Source organism: Oculatella sp. LEGE 06141 (assembly GCF_015207605.1).
Taxonomy (GTDB): Bacteria; Cyanobacteriota; Cyanobacteriia; order Elainellales; family Elainellaceae; genus Oculatella.
Window position 1 is genome coordinate 1 of the sequence record NZ_JADEWO010000031.1, and the last position, 18,914, is coordinate 18,914.

Sequence of the window (18,914 nt, forward strand, 5' to 3'; positions counted from 1 at the left end):
TGTATAAGAGACAGGGAATGGACATGTCGTTCCTCTTGATCAAATCGGGTTAACTGAATGAAATAGAGTGTTGCTATTTTTTGCTTTGCTTGCTGACTGTATCTGTATCTATGATGTATAGCCTCAGAGTTGCTGATCTCCCCACGACCGAACGTCCCCGTGAGCGTTTGATTGCTCATGGTCCTAAAAGTCTTTCAACTGCCGAGTTGATTGCTATTTTGCTGGGGACAGGGCAAGGACAGGGTAAGCTGTCTGCTGTGGGCTTGGGACAGTATTTGTTGCAAAAACTAGGCCAGCATCAGCGCGAGCCATTGGCGGTCTTGAGAGATATCAGTGTTCAAGAGTTGATGGAGATTCCTGGTGTTGGGCCTGCCAAAGCAACGACTATTTTGGCTGCGATCGAACTGGGTAAACGGGTTTTTCATGCCCGTCCCTCTGATCAGGCCGTGATTGACGACCCGGCTGTTGCTGCCTCTCTCCTAAGCAATGACTTGATGTGGCAGTCGCAAGAACGCTTCGCAGTGCTGTTATTAGATATCAAGCATCGGCTCATTGGGATGCAGGTAATCAGTATTGGAACAGCAACTGAAACCCTGGCGCATCCCCGTGACATTTTTCGAGAAGTTATTCGTCGAGGAGCGACTCGGCTGATTGTGGCGCACAACCATCCATCTGGTAGTGTAGATCCTAGTCCAGAAGATATTACGTTAACTCGACAGCTTCTAGTTGGCGCTCAGTTTTTGGGCATTCCACTGCTAGATCACCTAATATTAGGTAATGGCGATTACTTGAGTCTGCGTCAGACAACGTCTCTGTGGCAGGAAACTCCACAGGGAGATTAATCTGGTTTGAGGTTGCACAAGTTGTCGTCCTGCTTTATACTTGAGCGTCGAATTAATTTTGTTGTTATAGATTGTTTTCTTAGGAGGGTTTTATTCCTGAGTCACTCACCCTGACCGTTAGTTTAAGAGGCACCCGCGAAGTCAGGGACAATTGCCAACTATTTCGCCTTGCTGGGTTATTGGATGCCTTCTCCGAGCCTACCTTTCGCAAGGTTATGGACAAGTACGTTGATGAAGGGCCAAGTAACTTAATTTTGGATCTGTCTCAGATTGATTTTGTTGATAGCTCTGGGTTAGGTGCGCTTGTACAGCTCGTCAAGAAAGCTCAAACGGCCGAAGGTAGCGTCCAGATTGTGACAAACCCACGCGTGACCCAGACCGTTAAGCTGGTTCGGTTAGAGAAATTTCTGTCTCTTCAGCCGTCGGTGGATGACGCTTTAGAGAATGTTAAGTAACGTTACTTATAAGCAATGTTAGCTCAAGCAGATCTGGCTTCAGCCAAGTTGTTTTAGCGTTTGAGGAGTACATGTCCTCTATACCAAGCAGGTTGGTTTTTTGCTGTGTTGAGACGGAGTGTCTCAGACAGTAAGCGCTTCAGGTGCGGAGAATGGTGATGTGAAAGGGCTAGGCATGGTCAATATGGACTTGATGTCTCAGTTTGTTTCCTTGTTCTCTGATGTATCTCGTATCCCATCTTCCATGACCCCAGGTCAAGCGCGACAGCTTTCTCCCGCATCCCTTGCTTACATTGGAGATGCTGTTTATGAACTATACATTCGTACGCTCTATCTATCCCCACCGCGCCGGTTGCAAGATTACCATCATTGCGTTGTTGCACAGGTCAGAGCAGAAAAGCAAGCACAGCATTTGGGATCGCTTCAACTACACCTCACAGATGCTGAACGCGAGATTATTCGTTGGGGGCGAAATGCTGTTTCTCGAAAACCAAAACGGGTTGCTCTCGCAACCTATCAGCAGGCAACGAGCTTAGAGACATTGATTGGCTATTTATATTTAACGGATTCCCAACGCCTGTTTCAGCTCTTGGACTACTTGGAGTCTGAGTTGACAGATTGAGGAGTGTGTTAACCCCCTCTCAGCATGAGGTTAATAAGGAGTTGGGGCATCACGCTAGGACGATGGCACCATCGAAACATTGACCAGGCCGCCGTAGGCACTGGAACGGTAGTATCCGGACTTGCTACTGCCTCAAATCAACGCTGATAACTATAATTTCTGCTCATTCAGTGACGAGTAACCACTATGACTGACAACAACCGTAATTCAAGCCGCAATCCAAAGTCTCGCTATCCGAAGCGGCGATCGAATTCTGCCAAACGTTCAGACCCCAAACGTTCGGATTCCAAATATTCAGACTCTAAGTATTCGGACGGAGAAACAACCTCGCCTAGGCATTCTGCCTCACCCAGGAAACCTGCCTCGTCTAAGGATTCTCCAACCAGACACTCTCTCCCTAAGCCTGCTTCTTCCAGACATTCCTTACCTAAATCTCCGTCCAGAAGCGCTCATCGGGAACCCAACCGCTCTAGAAGGCTGGCTGTACAACCCGATAAGAAGGTGCTTCCGGCTGTTGCCGTTGGGGAAACGACGGATATTGAAACGGATCTCGTTTACGGTCGTCATGCGGTATTGGCAGCTTTGGAGAGCGATCGCTACCTCAATCGGATTTGGATCACGTCTAGACTACGCTACGACGCTCGTTTTCATGGTTTGTTGTCCCAAGCAAAAGCGAATGGAACGGTCGTCGATGAAGTAGAACCTCGACGGTTAGATCAAATTGCGAATGTCAACCATCAAGGGGTGATTGCTCAGGTTGCTCCTTATGAATATGTGGAATTGCCTGACTTAATTGCTCAGGCTCAAGCCAGTACAGACCAGCCGGTGATAGTAGTGGCTGATGGGATCACTGATCCCCATAATCTGGGCGCTATTATCCGCACTGCTGAGGCGTTAGGGGTGCAGGGCTTGGTGATCCCGCAGCGACGAGCGGTGGGGATCACTCCTGCTGTTGTAAAAGTGGCCGCAGGAGCCCTGGAAAGTTTCTCAGTGGCCAGGGTCGTTAACCTCAGCCGAGCGCTAGAGGACTTGAAAAGTGCAGGGTTCTGGATTTATGGTGCTGCTTCAACAGCCAGCCAGGCGATCGATTCTGTGAAGTTTACTGGCCCTGTGGCGCTGGTGATTGGTTCTGAGGGGGACGGGCTAAGCTTATTGACCCAGCGCTGTTGCGATGTTTTAGTTTCGATTCCGTTGCAGGGAAACACGCCTAGCCTCAACGCTTCTGTCGCTGCGGGAATGGTGCTGTATGAGGTTTACCGCCAGCGTCGCTCAACTATTCTTCATCTAGATAGAGGCTTTGCAAAAAATGGTGCGACAGAGTATAAGAAAAATGTAGAAATGTAAAACTTGTGCAAAGTCCGGTGACGGTTGCACACTTTTAGCGTTTCAACGAGTTGCTAACAGGGAATTGGTAGGGACTATGAAAGAAATTTGGACAAATTTACTTCAGGCGTTTGGTTTAGCTTGGTGGGTTGAAGTTGTTACAGAAAATCCAAACTGCACCTATTACTTTGGCCCTTTTGCGAACTCAAAAGAGGCGAGAATGGCCAAAAGTGGATATATCGAAGATCTGGAGCATGAGTCTGCTCAAGGCATCAAAGCTTTGGTGAAGCGCTGTAAGCCTGGAACGTTGACTGTGTACGATGAAGCATCTGAACCAAGCGGAATGAGTGCTTCGTCACCCGTTTTTAGCAGTTAATAGATACAGGTGCGATCGCTGACGGTTGAGCACTGAGTGCTAAGTTGAGTTTTTTGGGCAGCGATCGCTAGCTTTCAATTACTTCTGGGTTCTGGTCAATCCAGCGATCGATATCTAGCCGTATTTGCTGAGGAATTTCCCAGGGAAATAAATGAGCAGTGTTGGGGTAGCAAATTGCCTGACACTGTGGCAGGTGTTGCGCCGTTTCCCAGCTGGATGCGGCGGTAATATGGCGATCATTTTCCCCAGCCAGTACGAGACATGGAACTTCGATAGCTTGCAAAGCAGCAAGGCGATCGTAGCGCGTTCTGAGCGCAGTCCGAAGGGCTTTTTGTGCCGCGGCTGACGTTTGCAGGTAAGCTATCATGCCTTCGTCAGCAAGGTATTGATAGGCTGTTGCTGTGTGCTGTTGAATTAGGTATCGGTAGAGCGACTGCTTGCCAAAGGTGTCAATATTCCATTGCCAGCCCGGAGCCAGTCGGTTTACCACGGAAGCTAATCCAGTATATAAATTGTCTTGCCAGCTGATAGCTGGATGGTTGCTGCGGGGATGGGCTGCCGTTGCAACCAAAACCAGTCCGCTTACCGTTTTGGGCAGTTTGAGAGCCAGTTCCATGGCGAGAATGCCTCCCAAAGACCAACCCAGCACCAGACATCTGGAAATGTGATGCTGCTGAAGCAGTAATTCCAGGTCGGACAAGTGAGCCGCCATCTGAAACGGTTGATTGGTCTGGCTCTTACCGTATCCTCTTAAATCGGGTGCAATGGTTTGGAATCGTTGCGACAAATGATTTGTAAAGACAGACATACTGCTGCTTCTACCGGGGTGCCCGTGGAGGCAGAGAATTGGAAAGCCAGTACCTTTGATTTCAACGGCAAGCGGCATCGGTTTAGTGGGATCGACTGGTGACACACGATCGCTCATAGTGAAGTTCTAGCGTAGACTATCCTCAGTCTGACGAGTAATTGCCGTTAACGGCAATCTAACCGCCTACTCAGGGGACTTCGACCCAATCATTTGCGTGAACCAAATGCCTATTCAGGTTGCGATCGCCATTCTTTGCCAGGACAATCAGTTTTTAATGCAACTGCGCGATAACATCCCTGAGATCATCTACCCTGGTCATTGGGCTTTTTTTGGCGGCCATTTGGAGCTGGAAGAACCTCCAGCGGCGGCGGTGCGACGCGAATTGGCCGAAGAAATTGGTCATGTTCCGTCTCAACTGTCGTTGTTTAAGTCGTACGACGATGACCATGTGATTCGGCATGTGTTTTATGCTCCGCTCACCGTCAGTATTGACGCGCTCGAACTAAATGAAGGCTGGGATATGGGTTTTTTCACGCTAGAGGATGTGCATCGGGGCGATCGCTATTCCGAGCGTGCGGGTAAGGTTTGCCCATTAGGAGCACTCCATCAGCAAATTCTGTTGGATTTCTGGGAGCACAACCGCTTGCTTGGATGAGACTCTTAGGCGTTGAGGCGATCGCTCCAGTTGTATTGCTCGATTCCCGTTGAGGACGACAGATTAAAATCTGTATCTTTTAATACTTTTTGCCGCAATGCTCGGTATATTAGGGAACAAAATAGCTGTTTCGAGCTGTTTTGTTGAGCTTATTGGGCAAACTTATGATGACGGAATCAGTATGTACTGTTCCTGTTCCCCGCACACAGCAGGAACTTGAGCAAGCAGTTCATGACTATCAAACTACTGACCTGAGTGGTTTTGAACTCTTCTGTTATTGGCAAGCTATCCGAGAGGCATCTTTAGAGCAAGGTGCCGCATCTGTAGATCGCAACCCAATTCTGGGAGACGACAGCTATTAACCTTAAACAGGCAGCCTACCACTGGCATTCTACAGAAGGCTTAAACGAGGCTGGCTCTATGTTTCAGTACCAATTGAAGCGGCAATCAGAAAGTCCAATCTGGACTTTGTTACGTTTTGCTGAATTTGCAAGCATAGAGGAAAAACAGTAAAATAAGATACAGAAAGAAATACTGTTTCGTTCATCTCAGATGACATCTTAAGCAATTTTAGACGACTTCTGGGACGGAAGTAGGGGTCTCGCCCGAAGGAACGCGTTTCGTCTTACAAAAAACACGAGACTACCATTCAGGAGCGAATTATATGAAACTTTCTTATCGCGGTGTGAAGTACGATTACGAACCCACTCCAGTTGATTTAGTTGAGAGTGAAGTGGCGGGGCAGTATCGAGGACAAGCTTTTAAGTTTGGCTACCTCAGACATATCCCGGTTCCTCAACCCATTCTTAACCTCACGTATCGAGGTGTGGCCTATCGTACGACTGCCTTGGGTTCCACTGAGGCGATTGAACCTGCCGTTCGCTCTAAAGCGGCTGTTCCTGCCTATATTCATCCAGTCGTGCGATCGCAACATGCCGTGTTGAGCGAAGTCGCCAGAATTCATCGCCAAAACATTCAGCGTCGATTGCAGCACCGTATGGAAGTGGCCAAAGCTAAGGGTGATACCGGTTTGTTGAATCAGCTAGAGCGCGAGATGCAGCAGTTTGTCTAGTAAGTTGGGATAGTATTTCATCCAACTCTCCGCTTCAAAAGGAGCGCTACCCATCCAGTTGTGGTCGGCAGCGCTCCTTTTGCTGATCTAATTGTTGATCTAGGCCAGGTGTTGAGGCTTGGCAATCGCTTCTAGAAATCAACACCTCGCTTCAAGTCAATTCCTTTCTCGGCATAGTGTTTGTGGCAAAACACTTCAGAATGGACGCTAGCCAGATCGAAATAGTCAGGCGGGTTCTTGCAACGTCCAGTAATGATGATTTCGGTGTCACGTGGTTTGCGGAGCAATGCCTGAATAATCGGGTGTTGTGGCAGCAACTCTAGATCAACGGTCGGGTTGAGTTCATCTAAAATAATCGTTTTGTATAAACCTGAAGCGATCGCCGCTCGGGCAATTTCCCAGCCCCGTTCTGCCTCTACGTAATCGAGTTCCTGCTGCTGACCGCGCCAGACAATGGCATCCCTGCCACAGCGTTGATGATCAACCAGATTGGGATAGCTCTGATGAAGGGCGGCGATGGCCGCATCTTCGGTATAGCCAACGCCACCCTTAAGCCATTGCATGATGAGAACACGGTGAGACTTATCCTGGCTGATTCCTTTGCCGATCGCCTGAAGGGCTTTACCCAGGGCGCTAGTAGACTTGCCCTTGCCCGACCCGGTGTAGATCTCGATCCCTTCTATCCCGTGAACCACCGCCGTTGAATGGTGCTGCTTCATCTCAGAGTGCAGGTCGGCAATGTCGAGAAGGGGTTGAGGCGCACCTCGCCCGGTGGCGATAATTTCCAGATCCTCGGGTTTGTGCTTCAGCGTTTGCACCACCTCGTCCACGGGAAGCAGTCCTAAATCTAGAACGGGATTGAGTTCATCTAATACGACGACAGAGTACAAGCCAGAGGCGATCGCCCCTTTGGCAACATCCCAACCTCGCTGAGCCTCCAATCGATCAAATCGGGTGACTTCGTCAGCATTAAAGAACTCAGCTCTACCCGTCCGCACCTGATCAATTAAGTGGGGAAAACCGCGTTGTAAGGCTTCAATAGCAGCATCTTCATCGTAGGTGCGACCCGGCCCTTTCAGAAAGCGAAGCAGTAGAACGCGAGTTTGTAACCCAGTATGGATACCCAACCCAATTGAGCGTAATACGACACCCAGTGCCGCCTGCGATTTTCCTTTGCCTGCCCCATCATAGATGTGAATCTGACCCGCTAAGCGCTCGCTGCGAATCTGCGCTGTGCGAATACCGATTCCCTTTCGTGTCATAGTCTTAAGATTGTTCATGAGCCTTGCATTTTGGCGGAGATTGGTACTTAGCTCTTAGTTTGTCTATGCCCCTATTATGACTCTACCTTATGACTCTACCAGTAGAGTTCTCAAAGGTTAAATCTGTGAATGCCATCCTACATGTAGCGTTTATCCAAAGGGCTGCCACTGCGTAGCTAACCAGATCGCCATCTCTGCTTCTTTGATCAACACTCTACCGTGGAGTTGCTTATGAATAGCGCTGTTGTGCCGCTGCAAGCGATCGCCTTTCAGATTGTGTTGTTGCTAACTGCGATCGCGGTTGAGGCGTTTACCTTTTACCAAAGGCTAGATATTTCTCGCAAAAAGAGTGTTGAATACGCCGTGTCGCTCAACTTACTCTCGACCGTTGTGGGGTGGCTCGCTTTTTTCAACCTGCAACTTGTTTTGTCTCCCAACCTGAAGCGACAGTTGCTGGAGGTTATTTTTTTCGATCGATGGGACTCCAACATTGTTTTGGTCATTTTGATCGCTTTTGTGACATTCTTTGCTAGCTTTTTGATCAAGTTACAAGCGCTCAACTTACTGCAATTGCTGCTAAAAGAAGGAAAAGAAGAGGTATCTCAGCAAAAGTCTCGACGATATAAATCGCTGATTCGCAGCAGAGACGATGTTTTAGAACCTCCCAAACAAGCCAACGCCATTTTGATGGCAAATGCGTTTAGTTACAGTGCTATTTTGCTGATTTTGTTGTTGAGAATCTTACTTCAAACTAACCCAACCGAAGTGCTCCCGTGAAAAGCTTTTTTACCTTCCTTTGGAAAATTTGGTTTATTGAAGCTGCCCTCAACGGGTTGAAAGCCCTTTGGAAGCGCCTGCAAGAGATCCAGCCTTATTCGTGGGAAACCCTCTTGCTATTAAGCCTGTTTTCCTGGTTGGTTGCATGGTTGATCGAAGACCCTGTGCTGCGAGAGGTCGCATCATCATTCGGTTGGATTTTCTTGATTTTTGGGGTGAGCTGGGCGTTGTCAGGAAAAAAGCTGCCTCTTCCGGGCATTCAAATCAATTACGGCCCCTGGGTCACTGGGGCATTAATCTGTATATTTTTGTTTCGAGAACAAATCCTGAACGACTCATTTTCTACCGCGCTGGTGATCTGGCCTTTAATATCCGCTTCTATTGCGGCTCTGCGTCGATTCATTGCCCCTGGCCCAACTTACAAAATTCCTGATCCGCCGGGACGGCAGGACATTGTGATCGTGTTGCTCTTTGGCATTCTCCTGAGCTGTTGGATTCAATTCTACTTTGTGGTTCAGAACTGGCTGGCTGACTATCCCAGTTTGCTGGCAGAAAGCTTCCGGCAAAGTAATTTTGTGGTGCGGCTCGATTCTGATTCAATTGACCCACCCCAGGGCATCCTAATGTTGAATTCAGCCGAAGCAATTTTGCAGAATGATCTGGCAGGCCGCCCCTGGGGGGCTGTAGAACTCTGGTTAATGAACCTGGACAGCGAAAAACAGGAACTTGAATCAGAGGCGAAGGCAAGCATTGCCCGTTTTGAAGAAAGCCAGTGGTGGAATCTGGACATGTTTATTCTTCAGGGACAACCCGACTATACGCTCCAGCTACAGGCAATCTGGCGAGGGCCTAGCTCTCAGCCGCAGGGGTACACAATTGGAAAAACCTGTGCTCTACGGCAAATTTCGACTCGAACGGTGAGAGGAGCGGGCAGTCCGTCAACGGTGGTATCGACTCAGGTTACCTGCGATCCAGTTGTTTTACCTGAAGCGTTAAGGGTTAGAAACTAGGTGATGAGCACTGGCATTTGAATTAAATTCTGAACTATGGGGTTGAGAATGGGAGTAAGTTTGAGTCGAATAGGGGTCATTGCAACGAACGTGTTTCGTGAAGTGATTCGCGATCGCATCCTGTACCTGGTCGGGTTCTTTGCGCTGCTGCTGATTGCGGCTACAGCCTTGTTGCCTGAAGTAGCCGCTGGCAATGAAGCCAAAATTACGCGAGACCTGGGTTTGGCGGCTATTAGTTTGCTGGGACTCGTAATTGCTGTATTTGTTGGAACGGGTTTGGTCAACAAAGAAATTGAAAAACGAACGGTCTATGTTCTAATTGCTAAACCGATCAGCCGCATCGAGTTTGTGGTGGGTAAGCACCTGGGGCTGACGGCTGTGCTGGCTGTGCTAATACTGGCAATGACCGCCATCTATATCGGCGTTTTGACGGCATACCAAATTGCGTATCCGCTCAGCAGCATCTTGCTGGCATCGCTTTATATACTGCTTGAACTAGCTTTAATTACAGCCGTTGCCATTCTTTTCGGTGTCTTTACCAGTTCCTTACTGGCTACACTGCTGACCTTTGCCGTGTACCTGATGGGACATTTCAGCCGAGACCTGGTGGCGTTGGGCAATCTTGCAGATAATCCAACGATTCAACGGGTAACCCAGAGCCTGTACCTGGTGCTACCCGATTTGTCTCGGTTCGACCTCAAAAATCAAGCGGTATATGGTGTTCAGCTATTGCCTTCGCCAACTGAGCTAGTTGGCAGTGCTGCCTATGGCTTGCTCTATATCGTATTACTGCTGGCGATCGCCGTTGCTGTATTTTCGCGCCGAGAGTTTTAGTTGCATACTCTCTGCACCTCTCTCTGCACAATGCGTTAGAGGGTTACTCTTCACTGAAAATTTGCGGCACTCTGAAGAATTCTCCTTCCCGGTTGGGTGCAGACTCAAGAATGGCCTCGCGGTTTTCGTAAGGCTTGGTGATATCAGCACGAGTGACATTACTAACGTCGATCGCCCGTGTCGTTGGTTCAACCTGGCTGGTATCGAGTTCGTTTAGCTGCTCAAAGTAACCCAAAATGTTGCCCAATTGCGTTGTAAACTGTTCCTCTTCTTCAGGGGTCAGGTTCAACCGAGCCAGATGAGCTACTTTGTGGACTTGTTCACGATCAATCATAGACACCTAAATTAACGCGCCGTTCAAAGTAAAGGGGTGAGTTGCCGTGGCAGGGCAGCTCATATTGCTACGGGATATGGCTGGCTTGGTGGTGGTTTTGGAGGAACCATCCCAAACGACAAGAGCTAAACGACAGGAGCGTTTAGAAGAAAATATCTGCCTTGGAGCGACCCGTCGTTTTCAGCCAGTTTTGGGCTTCAATGTAGTTATTGGGAGCCATGCGAATCGCTCTGAGCCAGTAGTCAGCGGCCTGGTCAAACAGCGCTTCTGCTTCTTCAGACTCGCCTGCTTCCTTCTTTTGTTCGCCCAGGTAGTGGTAGATGACGGCGATGTTGTTCATCGCTTGCGGCATTCGGGGGTTTAGCTCTAACGACTGGTGGTAAAACTCCAGCGCCCGCTCGTGTTCGCCGTTGCTGGCGTGAATTAACCCAACGTTGTAGAGAATGTAGCTGCGATCGTTAGGGTCATCTTCAAGAGTCAACGCTTCTTCATAGTTTGCCAACGCTTCTGCATACTCACCATCTGCCTGAGCAGACATGCCATCCCGGTAGTAAGCAAACGCGTTTTTGGAATTCTGGTTGGTTGGCAGGATCTTCAGGATGATGTCTGCCATGACTGTGAAGCTTTTATCAATGAAGTTATCGTTACGCTGAGATCTAGGCATACTCGCTTCTAAGATAGTGCTTTGTTGGAGTGACAGCTAATTGCGGCTGAGTGCCAACTTGAATGGCAACTTCAAATTCTAACCGATCAGCCTATCTTACTTTTTAGCTACAGGTGACTCCTTGTTGACTAATTTAACGCTGTTTGAACGCGGCTGGCACGCTGAACGCTCTGATCATCGGCTTGTTGCCCAACCAGGTTAGTAGGGGCGATCGCTACAGCTTCCCTTATCAAAGAAGCCCGAATCTATACTGGAAGTAGACCCCACAATGTTTACAGAGGAACAAGCATGGCTCCAAATCCGACTGTCATGCAAGCGGTTGAAAAACTCGGCTATCGCGTTACGGTAGGGGATGTTTCATCTCAGGCAGGGTTAGACGTTAAGCTAGCCGAGCGTGACTTACTCGCACTGGCCTCGGAGGCAGGCGGACACCTACAAGTTGCAGAGTCAGGTGAGATTGCCTATCAATTTCCCCGCAACTTCCGTGGCGTGTTGCGTAACAAGCATTGGCGATTACGCCTACAGGAATGGTGGGATAAGGTCTGGGGGGTGCTGTTTTATTTAATCCGTATCTCCTTTGGCATTTTGCTAATCGCTTCGATTGTGCTGATGGTTTTGACCATCATCATCATCGTGACGGCGCTAAATTCTAGCCGTGAAGGCAGCAACAATCGGCGCAGCAACTACGGTGGCGGCATGGTATTTCTGCCAAGAATGTGGATTGGCCCGAATCCGTTTTGGGTGTTTAGTCCCCATTATTACAGCCGGAGGAGCTACCGCCGTCCACCCGCTCAAACTCGCGGCAGAACTGATTCAGATAACCAGATGAATTTTCTGGAAGCCATCTTCTCGTTCCTGTTTGGGGATGGCAACCCTAACGCGGATCTGGAAGAACGGCGTTGGCGTGCGATCGCGACGGTGATTCGGAATAACGGCGGTGCGGTTGCCGCTGAGCAAATTGCCCCGTATTTGGATGACCTGGGTGATGGTCACAGCAAAGAGTATGAAGACTATATGCTGCCCGTGCTAACTCGCTTTAACGGTCGCCCAGAAGTGAGTTCAGAGGGGCAAATCGTTTATCACTTTCCCTCGCTTCAGGTAACGGCCTCTCAGCAAAATTCTCAACCCATTGCGGCCTATTTAAAAGCGTCACCGTGGCGGTTTAGTCAGGCTGGGTCTAGTCAACTCACATTGGCTGCCGGATTGGGTGTGGTCAATCTGGTGGCAGCAATGGTGCTGGGACGGCTGCTGGCAGATGGTACGATCGCTGCTCAATTGGGCGGGTTGGTGGCCTTTGTAGCTGGAATTTACTGGCTGCTACTGGCGTATGGTATTGCCTTCCTGGCAGTTCCCCTCATCCGCTATTTTTGGATTCAGTGGCGCAATCGGCAGATTGAAGCGGCCAACGAAAAACGACAAGAACGAGCCAGACTTGCACTGGATCAGAGTAATACCGCATTGCAACACAAGATTCTTTATGCTCAGCAGTTTGCGGCTCGAACCGTCGTCTCTCAGGACGATCTAGCTTACACCACAGAGATGGATCTGACTGAGCAGGAAGCAGCGGACGCTGACAAAATCGATGCAGAATGGCGGCGACGTTTAGAATCGGGTTCGTAGTCCTGGTTTAACACCTGAATGCCTTCCTGGGTTTGCCTGAGTTGCATGAAAAAGGGGTGGTCTGATTGACCGCCCCTTTTCGTTAGATTTGCTTTGCTTGATTCAGCGATCTTTAGCGCTTAGCCAATTTCTTCGACATCTTCCGTAGCCGAATCGACTCTGGCGTAACTTCCAGCAATTCGTCTGACGCAATATATTCGAGTGCTCGCTCCAAGCTCATGTCTACTGGGGTTTGAAGCTGTACCAGTTCTTCACCGCCTGAGGCACGGTGGTTGGTGAGCTGTTTGGTTTTACAGACATTTAGCTCCAGGTCTTGTTGGCGGTTGTTCTCGCCCACAATCATGCCCTTGTAAACTTTGGTGCCGGGACTGATGAAAAAGACGCCCCGATCTTCGGCATTTTTCATGGCATAGAAGGTAGAAACGCCTTCCTCAAAGGAGATTAGCACTCCGTTTCGGCGCGTCTCAACGTCTCCTAGAATTGGACGGTAATCAAGGAAGCTGTGGTTCATGATGCCATCGCCACGGGTCAGGCGCATAAACTCGCCTCGGAAGCCAATCAGCCCTCTAGCTGGAATGACAAACTCCAGTTGGGTGCGCCCGTTACCGCCCACTCGCATGTCCTGCATTTCGCCTCGACGTTGCCCTAAGCGCTCGATGCAGCCGCCGACTGAGTCTTCTGGTACATCGAGTACCAACAGCTCAAACGGTTCACAGGGCTGACCGCTCACTTCCCGATAAATCACCTGAGGCTGGGAGACCTGGAACTCGTAGCCTTCTCGCCGCATGGTTTCAATCAAAATACCGAGGTGCAGTTCTCCCCGACCCGATACCAGGAATTTGTCGGGTGAGTCGGTTTCTTCGATTCGCATCGCCACATTGGTTTCTAGCTCGCGGAAGAGGCGATCGCGCAGTTGGCGAGAGGTGACATAGGTTCCTTCTTGACCCGCAAACGGTGAGTCGTTGACAGAGAAAGTCATCTGCAGGGTTGGCTCATCCACCTTGATTAGCGGTAACGCTTTGGGTTCGTTGGGGCAGGTGATGGTTTCTCCAATGTTGGCATCGGCAAAACCAGCAACCGCAACAATGTTGCCAGCGGAGGCGTTTTCCAGGTCAATGCGCTTTAGCCCTTCAAAGCCCATCAGCTTGGTGACTTTGCCCTTGACCACATCACCCGTATCTTTGACCAACGCAGCCTGTTGACCAGAGTGGATAGTGCCGTTGTGAATTCTGCCGATCACAATTCGACCGAGATACTCAGAGTAATCCAGGGTTGTGACCTGAAGCTGGAGCGATTTGTTCGGATCGCCAACGGGGGGCGGAACATGCTGCAAGATCGCTTCAAACATGGGCTGCATGTCTTTAGGTTCATCGTCTAACCCATCTTTGGCATAGCCCGATAAGCCGGAGGCAAACAAATACGGGAACTCGCACTGGTCGTCGTCTGCACCAAGTTCAAGGAACAGATCGAGGACTTTGTCGATCGCCCCAAACGGATCAGCTTGCGGACGGTCGATTTTGTTGACCACCACAATTGGGCGCAGACCCTTCTCCAGGGCTTTTTTCAACACAAAGCGAGTTTGGGGCATTGGCCCTTCATTGGCATCGACGATGAGAATACAGCCATCGACCATGCCTAATACCCGCTCAACCTCGCCACCAAAGTCGGCGTGGCCGGGCGTATCAACAATATTAATCAGCACGTCTTTGTAGTGAACGGCTGTGTTTTTAGACAAAATGGTAATGCCTCGTTCCCGTTCTAAGGCATTTGAGTCCATAACACAGTCTGGAACTTCCTCGCCCTCTCGGAATGTGCCAGACTGTCTTAGCAGTGCATCAACTAAAGTCGTTTTGCCGTGGTCAACGTGGGCAATGATGGCAACATTGCGGATGGGCAGCGTCATAGGAAAGTCCCAGTGGTAAAGTCAGGAAGTGAAGTTAAATGAATCCGTTGGCTTCTTAACGAATTTTTTCGTTGTCATCTGAGTCTAAGACATGTAAAGAAGCCGTAATGATCTTAGCTTAATCGTTTACAAAACAGCTTGCGAGTTTTTGGCGATCGCCCCTCAACGCCGATCACTATGTACTGAAGAACGACTGATAAACGACTGGTGAACGATGGACGACTCACAGACAGGGCATAGTCAAAAGGCACAGGTGACACTCAATCCAGCAACACAGCAATGGCCTGGGTTGGTTCGGTCAGCTTAACGTTGCCAATTCAGTTGCCAATTCAAGGGACGTTTTCAGCGTCTGCTCAGGTTTGTTGCTTTAAACCATGCCAGGATAAGGGGTCATCTATCCGCTAAGTTGCCCTGAAGATGGATCAACTCGTTGTTTTTACGCGCTACCCTACCCCTGGAAAAACAAAGACGCGACTAATCCCAGCGTTGGGAGCCGAAGGTGCCGCTCGCTTACAACAGCAGATGACCGAACACATGCTGGTACAGGTGAAGGCACTGGCCGCTTCTTACCCGCTTAAGGCCAAAATCTGGTTCGCCAGCGATCGTGCCCTTGCCGAAACGCAGCAGCAGTTGATGCAGTCCTGGTTGGGTGACGACTTAGATTACCAGCCCCAGGTTGAGGGAGATCTGGGGGCACGGATGGCTCATGCGTTTCAGGGCGGGTTTGCATCGGGTAGCGATCGCATTATCACCATTGGGACAGACTGCCCTGGGTTAGATACCGTCAAACTGGCTCAAGCCTTTGAGCAGTTGCATCAGCATGATCTGGTATTGGGGCCTGCAACCGATGGCGGATATTACCTGATTGGTCTACGTCGCTTTGTTCCAGAGTTATTCCAGGGCATTGTTTGGGGCACCGCAGAGGTATTTTCGCGCACAGTCGAGATTGCCAGTCGCCTGCAACTGTCCGCAGCGTTTCTAGAACCCTTGACAGACATCGATCGCCCCGACGATTTACCCATCTGGGAGCAAATAGCGACCAATGCCATCCAATCCAGATAGCCTATCAGTCATCATTCCTGTTCTGAACGAAGCAAAGAACATTGAGGTCGTGTTGCGCCCGCTTCAGCAAACGCTGGGTATAGAGGTGATTGTTGTTGACGGTGGCAGCCAGGATCAAACGGTCGATCGAGTCAAAGCCCTGGGAGTGCGGCTGGTTGATTCTCTGCCAGGACGAGCCAGGCAGATGAACGCAGGCGCACAGGTTGCTACGGGTACCGTACTGCTGTTTTTGCACGCAGATACTCGGCTGCCTGACCAATTTGCCAGCTACGTACACCAAACGCTGGCAAAGCCTGGAGTGATCGTAGGAGCCTTCACGCTAAAAATCGAAGGTGATCAACCAGGGTTGCGGTGGGTTGAGCAGGGAGTGAAATGGCGATCGCACCTTTGCCAGCTTCCCTACGGCGACCAGGCCATTTTCCTAAAAGCGAAAACCTTTCATCAGTTGGGCGGTTTTGCCGAAATGCCCATCATGGAAGATTTTGAACTGGTGCGGCGGTTAAGACGCAGGGGACGGGTGGCGATCGCCCCTGCCCCAGTCATTACATCCGGACGGCGATGGCAAAGGCTAGGCGTCTGGCAAACTACAGTGATGAATCAAATTGTGATTGCAGCCTATCTGCTGGGCGTTCCACCCAGTCTGCTGGTGCGCTGGTATCGCAGTGGGTTTACGGGGTGGAAGTGGGTGCGATCGCTGTGGCAGTCCTTCCAAAAAAAGAATGAGGGCTAAGCCAGTTAGCCCTCATTGGTATTAGCGGTAAACAGTTGTTAGATCAGCTTCAAATCAGGATACTCTGTCAAGACATCTTCGGCTGAGAGGGTGTCACCCTCTGCTTGAGGTGTCCACAGAATTTCGAGCGCTAACAACTGGTCGTTGGGAATAGCACCAATCTGCCCAAGGGCACGACGCAGTGCTTGTGAGTCATTAATCGCTGGTAGTTGCAGCTTACCCTGGGTAGCCACCAGCAGTGTAACCACAATGTACTCGCCAGGGTTTTCGGGCAAGTTGGCCTGAGCTAGCGCTCCACCTGCCGCAGGCAGTTCGCCTTTGGTCGCCGCCTGCCGCAACTGATTGTTGACGTTAGACAACGTTTCTTCTGTAAACTTGCTACGCTCTGTCAGGGCTAGGCGATTGAATTGACCTTCAGCCGCTTCTAACCGAGCTTGCTGGCTTTCTGCCCCTGCGTAAACCCAATACTCTGGATGACGCAGTAGGGATAGTGTGGTTTCTTGAAGTACCTGGGTTAAGCCTTCCGTTGAACCGGTGTCAGCCGTGGTTGCAATGCGATCGAGATCCTGCTGTAGCGACCGAGCGCTAGACAACAAACCAACCTGCACCTTTGCCACCGAAACATTGGGAGAGCTGGTGCCATATCCCAGGCTGTCTCCACCCGTTGCGCTACGAAAGCTCCTGACTAAGAACCCGGCAACTGACAGGAACAACAGAATGGAGAACAGACCCCCAAAGCCACCGCCAAAGCCAAACAACGGAATTAAGAACGGGAAGCCAAAGCCACCGCCACCGGGATAGTATCCACCACCGGGGGGCTGATAGGTGCGGGTAGGAGGAGCATAGGGACGAGCGGATCGAAACCCACCGCCGCCAATCCGACCGCCTCTGGCTGCCAGTGCGCCATCTGCCTGACCCAATACCATCGTGGCTATCAAGCCAACGATCAGGAGTGACTTTAAAATCGGTTTGAGCAATCCAGTTAATTTTTTGTGCATAGGACTACGCCTGTTCTATCGGACAAGATTTTATCGCTCTGGCTAGATAAAATGGGTTTATTCGTAGCCAGACTGTATGCTTAAAACCGTTTCTTTATCAAACGTTACAAAATCTGACTACCCTTATAGTGTATCGCCTTCTACATTCTCGGCAGGCGCGGCTTAAGGAGGATTTTAGGGGGATAGCCGTAATTAAACGGTGGATGCATGGATGGGTTATCCACCCCCAACAATGGTGACAATTTCGAGGCGATCGCCCTCCTGCATGATGGTAGCCTCCCAGAACTGACGGTGCAGGATTTCGCCGTTGTATTCAACTGCAACCAGGCGAGGATTCATCCCTAACTGCTGTAGGAGGTCGGGCAGGTAGAGGTTAGGAGCACATTGGTGAGGTTCTCCGTTGACGGAGAGTGTGATGGGACGAGTCGCTTCAGACGAACTAGACATGGGCTTGATCACAGCGTAATTCACCAGCTCGAAGGCTACTGGTTCGAGTTAGTTGAGAGAGTAAATATTGAGTAATCAAGGTTGGATTTTCGGCTTCCATAATGGCTCGAACGATGGCAACTCGCTTGGCTCCAGCGTGAAGAACGTCCTGTACATTATCGGAGTCAATTCCACCAATCGCAAACCACGGAATCGGAGAATGTTCCGTTGCATACTGCACATACTCTAACCCGGCGGCAGGTTTGCCCGCTTTCGTCGGCGTTTCATACACCGGGCCAACGCCAATATAATCGGCTCCGTCTTGAAGGGCACGATTCATCTCGTCTGGGTTGGTAGTAGAGCGACCAATAATTCGTTGAGATCCTAATAGCTGGCGAGCCAGGGCGATCGATACATCTTGCTGGCCTAAATGGACACCGTCTGCATTGGCTGCCAGCGCTAAATCGACGCGATCGTTCATGATGAATAGCGCATCATATCCATGGCAAATTTGCCTTAGTTTTTCGGCAGTTTGAAGGCGAGTCAGATCATCTGCCGACTTATCACGATATTGGACTAAACTCAACCCACCCTGTAAGGCCGCTTCAACAATGCCAAACAGATTCTCCTGGGCTGATGTCACCAAATAGAGCAACGATCGCCGCAGCTTGTGATGGCGTTGGTAGCCAATCACCGTACTCTCCAGGGTGTAAACCCGATAGCGCATTTGCTTGCAGGCTGCACCCATCTGCGAATTGTAAAGTTTTCCGTACTCTTCCAGTACCCTTAACGCTTCTTCGACTCGACAGAAGTTTGCTTGCAGCACTTGAGTAATAGTAGTCCGCTGCTCCTCCTGAGGATGGCTTAGCGCTGTCCCGGCATCATTAGGCGTATCCCTTGCTGCCCGAATATCTGCATGGTGCCACCGGGCAATTTCTTGGCGTAAGTGCTTACAGTCGTCTGTCAGTTGCGCGTTATTGAGTCCGAATCGGCACCATTCTTCGATGATGCGTAGCCCTTCCCGTGCCCGATCTAAGTTCGCATCCAGGATTCGATAAACGACGGACTCAGCGAGTTCAGTTTGGCTTCTATTCTGGCTATCGATCTCGCCCATCGGAACTGTCCCATTAATTTCTCATCC

General features: G+C 50.1%; 22 protein-coding genes and 1 riboswitch. Of the genes, 14 read left to right on the top strand and 8 right to left on the bottom strand.

Features of this window, described 5'->3' with window-relative positions; translation table 11 throughout:
- The first annotated feature begins 110 nt into the window (after positions 1–110).
- The 5 genes from radC (at position 111) to IQ268_RS19380 (ending at position 3,618) form a co-directional block, all read left to right on the top strand.
- Positions 111–842, top strand: a complete 732-nt coding sequence (radC, locus tag IQ268_RS19360) for a DNA repair protein RadC (protein ID WP_193882773.1) — start codon at positions 111–113, stop codon at positions 840–842.
- 92 nt (positions 843–934) lie between these two features.
- The gene (locus tag IQ268_RS19365) at positions 935–1,297 is read left to right on the top strand and encodes an STAS domain-containing protein (protein ID WP_193882941.1); all 363 of its coding nucleotides are present in this window, start codon (positions 935–937) and stop codon (positions 1,295–1,297) included.
- A 244-nt stretch (positions 1,298–1,541) separates the two neighbouring features.
- Positions 1,542–1,919 (top strand): Mini-ribonuclease 3, encoded by a 378-nt coding sequence (locus IQ268_RS19370; RefSeq protein ID WP_228035534.1) that lies wholly within the window; start codon positions 1,542–1,544, stop codon positions 1,917–1,919.
- 186 nt (positions 1,920–2,105) lie between these two features.
- Positions 2,106–3,263 (top strand): 23S rRNA (guanosine(2251)-2'-O)-methyltransferase RlmB, encoded by a 1,158-nt coding sequence (gene rlmB, locus IQ268_RS19375; RefSeq protein ID WP_193882776.1) that lies wholly within the window; start codon positions 2,106–2,108, stop codon positions 3,261–3,263.
- Between the two features lie 76 nt (positions 3,264–3,339).
- Positions 3,340–3,618, top strand: a complete 279-nt coding sequence (locus IQ268_RS19380) for a DUF1816 domain-containing protein (protein ID WP_193882779.1) — start codon at positions 3,340–3,342, stop codon at positions 3,616–3,618.
- A gap of 67 nt (positions 3,619–3,685) precedes the next feature.
- Here IQ268_RS19380 and IQ268_RS19385 read toward each other — a convergent pair whose 3' ends face one another.
- Positions 3,686–4,543 carry an alpha/beta fold hydrolase gene (locus tag IQ268_RS19385; RefSeq protein WP_228035527.1) on the bottom strand — a complete coding sequence of 286 codons (858 nt, stop codon included), beginning with the start codon at positions 4,541–4,543 and terminating at the stop codon, positions 3,686–3,688.
- A gap of 106 nt (positions 4,544–4,649) precedes the next feature.
- Between IQ268_RS19385 and IQ268_RS19390 the strand changes: the two genes are divergently transcribed.
- From IQ268_RS19390 to IQ268_RS19400, 3 genes are all read left to right on the top strand, one after another.
- Positions 4,650–5,081 (top strand): NUDIX hydrolase, encoded by a 432-nt coding sequence (locus IQ268_RS19390; RefSeq protein ID WP_193882782.1) that lies wholly within the window; start codon positions 4,650–4,652, stop codon positions 5,079–5,081.
- Positions 5,082–5,245: 164 nt separating this feature from the next.
- On the top strand, positions 5,246–5,443 hold the full coding sequence (locus IQ268_RS19395; protein ID WP_228035528.1) for a hypothetical protein: 198 nt from the start codon (positions 5,246–5,248) through the stop codon (positions 5,441–5,443).
- 176 nt (positions 5,444–5,619) lie between these two features.
- Positions 5,620–5,701, top strand: a riboswitch (Glutamine riboswitch).
- Between the two features lie 44 nt (positions 5,702–5,745).
- A complete protein-coding gene (locus tag IQ268_RS19400) occupies positions 5,746–6,153 on the top strand; it encodes a DUF4278 domain-containing protein (protein WP_193882785.1) in 408 nt (135 codons plus the stop codon).
- 131 nt (positions 6,154–6,284) lie between these two features.
- Here IQ268_RS19400 and IQ268_RS19405 read toward each other — a convergent pair whose 3' ends face one another.
- On the bottom strand, positions 6,285–7,415 hold the full coding sequence (locus IQ268_RS19405; protein ID WP_193882788.1) for a cob(I)yrinic acid a,c-diamide adenosyltransferase: 1,131 nt from the start codon (positions 7,413–7,415) through the stop codon (positions 6,285–6,287).
- 231 nt (positions 7,416–7,646) lie between these two features.
- Between IQ268_RS19405 and fraC the strand changes: the two genes are divergently transcribed.
- The 3 genes from fraC to IQ268_RS19420 are packed head-to-tail and all read left to right on the top strand — an operon-like array spanning position 7,647 to position 10,036.
- Positions 7,647–8,192 carry a filament integrity protein FraC gene (gene fraC, locus IQ268_RS19410; protein WP_193882791.1) on the top strand — a complete coding sequence of 182 codons (546 nt, stop codon included), beginning with the start codon at positions 7,647–7,649 and terminating at the stop codon, positions 8,190–8,192.
- Positions 8,189–9,202, top strand: a complete 1,014-nt coding sequence (locus IQ268_RS19415) for a DUF5357 family protein (RefSeq protein WP_193882794.1) — start codon at positions 8,189–8,191, stop codon at positions 9,200–9,202. Before fraC ends, IQ268_RS19415 begins: the two co-directional genes overlap by 4 nt.
- Positions 9,203–9,250: 48 nt before the next feature.
- A complete protein-coding gene (locus tag IQ268_RS19420) occupies positions 9,251–10,036 on the top strand; it encodes an ABC transporter permease (RefSeq protein WP_193882797.1) in 786 nt (261 codons plus the stop codon).
- A gap of 43 nt (positions 10,037–10,079) precedes the next feature.
- Here the strand turns inward: IQ268_RS19420 and gatC are convergent, their stop codons facing one another.
- Together gatC and IQ268_RS19430 are read right to left on the bottom strand one after the other, a co-directional pair.
- Complete coding sequence (gene gatC / locus IQ268_RS19425; protein WP_193882800.1) at positions 10,080–10,370, bottom strand: Asp-tRNA(Asn)/Glu-tRNA(Gln) amidotransferase subunit GatC; 291 nt, start codon at positions 10,368–10,370, stop codon at positions 10,080–10,082.
- A gap of 142 nt (positions 10,371–10,512) precedes the next feature.
- Complete coding sequence (locus IQ268_RS19430; protein ID WP_193882803.1) at positions 10,513–11,034, bottom strand: photosystem I assembly protein Ycf3; 522 nt, start codon at positions 11,032–11,034, stop codon at positions 10,513–10,515.
- 288 nt (positions 11,035–11,322) lie between these two features.
- Between IQ268_RS19430 and IQ268_RS19435 the strand changes: the two genes are divergently transcribed.
- A complete protein-coding gene (locus IQ268_RS19435; protein ID WP_193882807.1) occupies positions 11,323–12,654 on the top strand; it encodes a hypothetical protein in 1,332 nt (443 codons plus the stop codon).
- Positions 12,655–12,766: 112 nt separating this feature from the next.
- Here the strand turns inward: IQ268_RS19435 and typA are convergent, their stop codons facing one another.
- Positions 12,767–14,557 (bottom strand): translational GTPase TypA, encoded by a 1,791-nt coding sequence (gene typA / locus IQ268_RS19440; protein WP_193882810.1) that lies wholly within the window; start codon positions 14,555–14,557, stop codon positions 12,767–12,769.
- 417 nt (positions 14,558–14,974) lie between these two features.
- On the opposite strand from typA, the gene IQ268_RS19445 reads away from it, so the two are divergent.
- The gene (locus IQ268_RS19445) at positions 14,975–15,619 is read left to right on the top strand and encodes a TIGR04282 family arsenosugar biosynthesis glycosyltransferase (protein ID WP_193882814.1); all 645 of its coding nucleotides are present in this window, start codon (positions 14,975–14,977) and stop codon (positions 15,617–15,619) included.
- Positions 15,600–16,349, top strand: a complete 750-nt coding sequence (locus tag IQ268_RS19450; protein WP_193882816.1) for a TIGR04283 family arsenosugar biosynthesis glycosyltransferase — start codon at positions 15,600–15,602, stop codon at positions 16,347–16,349. Before IQ268_RS19445 ends, IQ268_RS19450 begins: the two co-directional genes overlap by 20 nt.
- A gap of 38 nt (positions 16,350–16,387) precedes the next feature.
- Here the strand turns inward: IQ268_RS19450 and IQ268_RS19455 are convergent, their stop codons facing one another.
- From IQ268_RS19455 to IQ268_RS19465, 3 genes are all read right to left on the bottom strand, one after another.
- Entirely contained in the window at positions 16,388–17,347 is a 960-nt protein-coding gene (locus IQ268_RS19455; RefSeq protein ID WP_193882819.1) for a DUF1517 domain-containing protein, read from the bottom strand.
- Between the two features lie 216 nt (positions 17,348–17,563).
- Positions 17,564–17,794: a sulfur carrier protein ThiS gene (thiS, locus tag IQ268_RS19460; RefSeq protein WP_193882822.1), complete on the bottom strand. Its 231-nt coding sequence runs from the start codon at positions 17,792–17,794 to the stop codon at positions 17,564–17,566.
- Positions 17,787–18,887, bottom strand: a complete 1,101-nt coding sequence (locus tag IQ268_RS19465) for a thiamine phosphate synthase (protein ID WP_193882825.1) — start codon at positions 18,885–18,887, stop codon at positions 17,787–17,789. The genes thiS and IQ268_RS19465 overlap by 8 nt, the downstream gene beginning before the upstream one ends.
- Between the last annotated feature and the right edge of the window lie 27 nt (positions 18,888–18,914).

Coding starts and splice junctions, on each gene's coding strand:
- IQ268_RS19455 (WP_193882819.1), bottom strand. CDS start 17,347: ATGCACAAAAAATTAACTGGATTGCTCAAACCGATTTTAAAGTCACTC.
- thiS (WP_193882822.1), bottom strand. CDS start 17,794: ATGTCTAGTTCGTCTGAAGCGACTCGTCCCATCACACTCTCCGTCAAC.
- IQ268_RS19445 (WP_193882814.1), top strand. CDS start 14,975: ATGGATCAACTCGTTGTTTTTACGCGCTACCCTACCCCTGGAAAAACA.
- IQ268_RS19465 (WP_193882825.1), bottom strand. CDS start 18,887: ATGGGCGAGATCGATAGCCAGAATAGAAGCCAAACTGAACTCGCTGAG.
- rlmB (WP_193882776.1), top strand. CDS start 2,106: ATGACTGACAACAACCGTAATTCAAGCCGCAATCCAAAGTCTCGCTAT.
- IQ268_RS19390 (WP_193882782.1), top strand. CDS start 4,650: ATGCCTATTCAGGTTGCGATCGCCATTCTTTGCCAGGACAATCAGTTT.
- IQ268_RS19400 (WP_193882785.1), top strand. CDS start 5,746: ATGAAACTTTCTTATCGCGGTGTGAAGTACGATTACGAACCCACTCCA.
- gatC (WP_193882800.1), bottom strand. CDS start 10,370: ATGATTGATCGTGAACAAGTCCACAAAGTAGCTCATCTGGCTCGGTTG.
- IQ268_RS19420 (WP_193882797.1), top strand. CDS start 9,251: ATGGGAGTAAGTTTGAGTCGAATAGGGGTCATTGCAACGAACGTGTTT.
- typA (WP_193882810.1), bottom strand. CDS start 14,557: ATGACGCTGCCCATCCGCAATGTTGCCATCATTGCCCACGTTGACCAC.
- IQ268_RS19450 (WP_193882816.1), top strand. CDS start 15,600: ATGCCATCCAATCCAGATAGCCTATCAGTCATCATTCCTGTTCTGAAC.
- IQ268_RS19370 (WP_228035534.1), top strand. CDS start 1,542: ATGACCCCAGGTCAAGCGCGACAGCTTTCTCCCGCATCCCTTGCTTAC.
- IQ268_RS19430 (WP_193882803.1), bottom strand. CDS start 11,034: ATGCCTAGATCTCAGCGTAACGATAACTTCATTGATAAAAGCTTCACA.
- IQ268_RS19385 (WP_228035527.1), bottom strand. CDS start 4,543: ATGAGCGATCGTGTGTCACCAGTCGATCCCACTAAACCGATGCCGCTT.
- IQ268_RS19380 (WP_193882779.1), top strand. CDS start 3,340: ATGAAAGAAATTTGGACAAATTTACTTCAGGCGTTTGGTTTAGCTTGG.
- IQ268_RS19435 (WP_193882807.1), top strand. CDS start 11,323: ATGGCTCCAAATCCGACTGTCATGCAAGCGGTTGAAAAACTCGGCTAT.
- IQ268_RS19395 (WP_228035528.1), top strand. CDS start 5,246: ATGATGACGGAATCAGTATGTACTGTTCCTGTTCCCCGCACACAGCAG.
- radC (WP_193882773.1), top strand. CDS start 111: ATGATGTATAGCCTCAGAGTTGCTGATCTCCCCACGACCGAACGTCCC.
- IQ268_RS19405 (WP_193882788.1), bottom strand. CDS start 7,415: ATGACACGAAAGGGAATCGGTATTCGCACAGCGCAGATTCGCAGCGAG.
- fraC (WP_193882791.1), top strand. CDS start 7,647: ATGAATAGCGCTGTTGTGCCGCTGCAAGCGATCGCCTTTCAGATTGTG.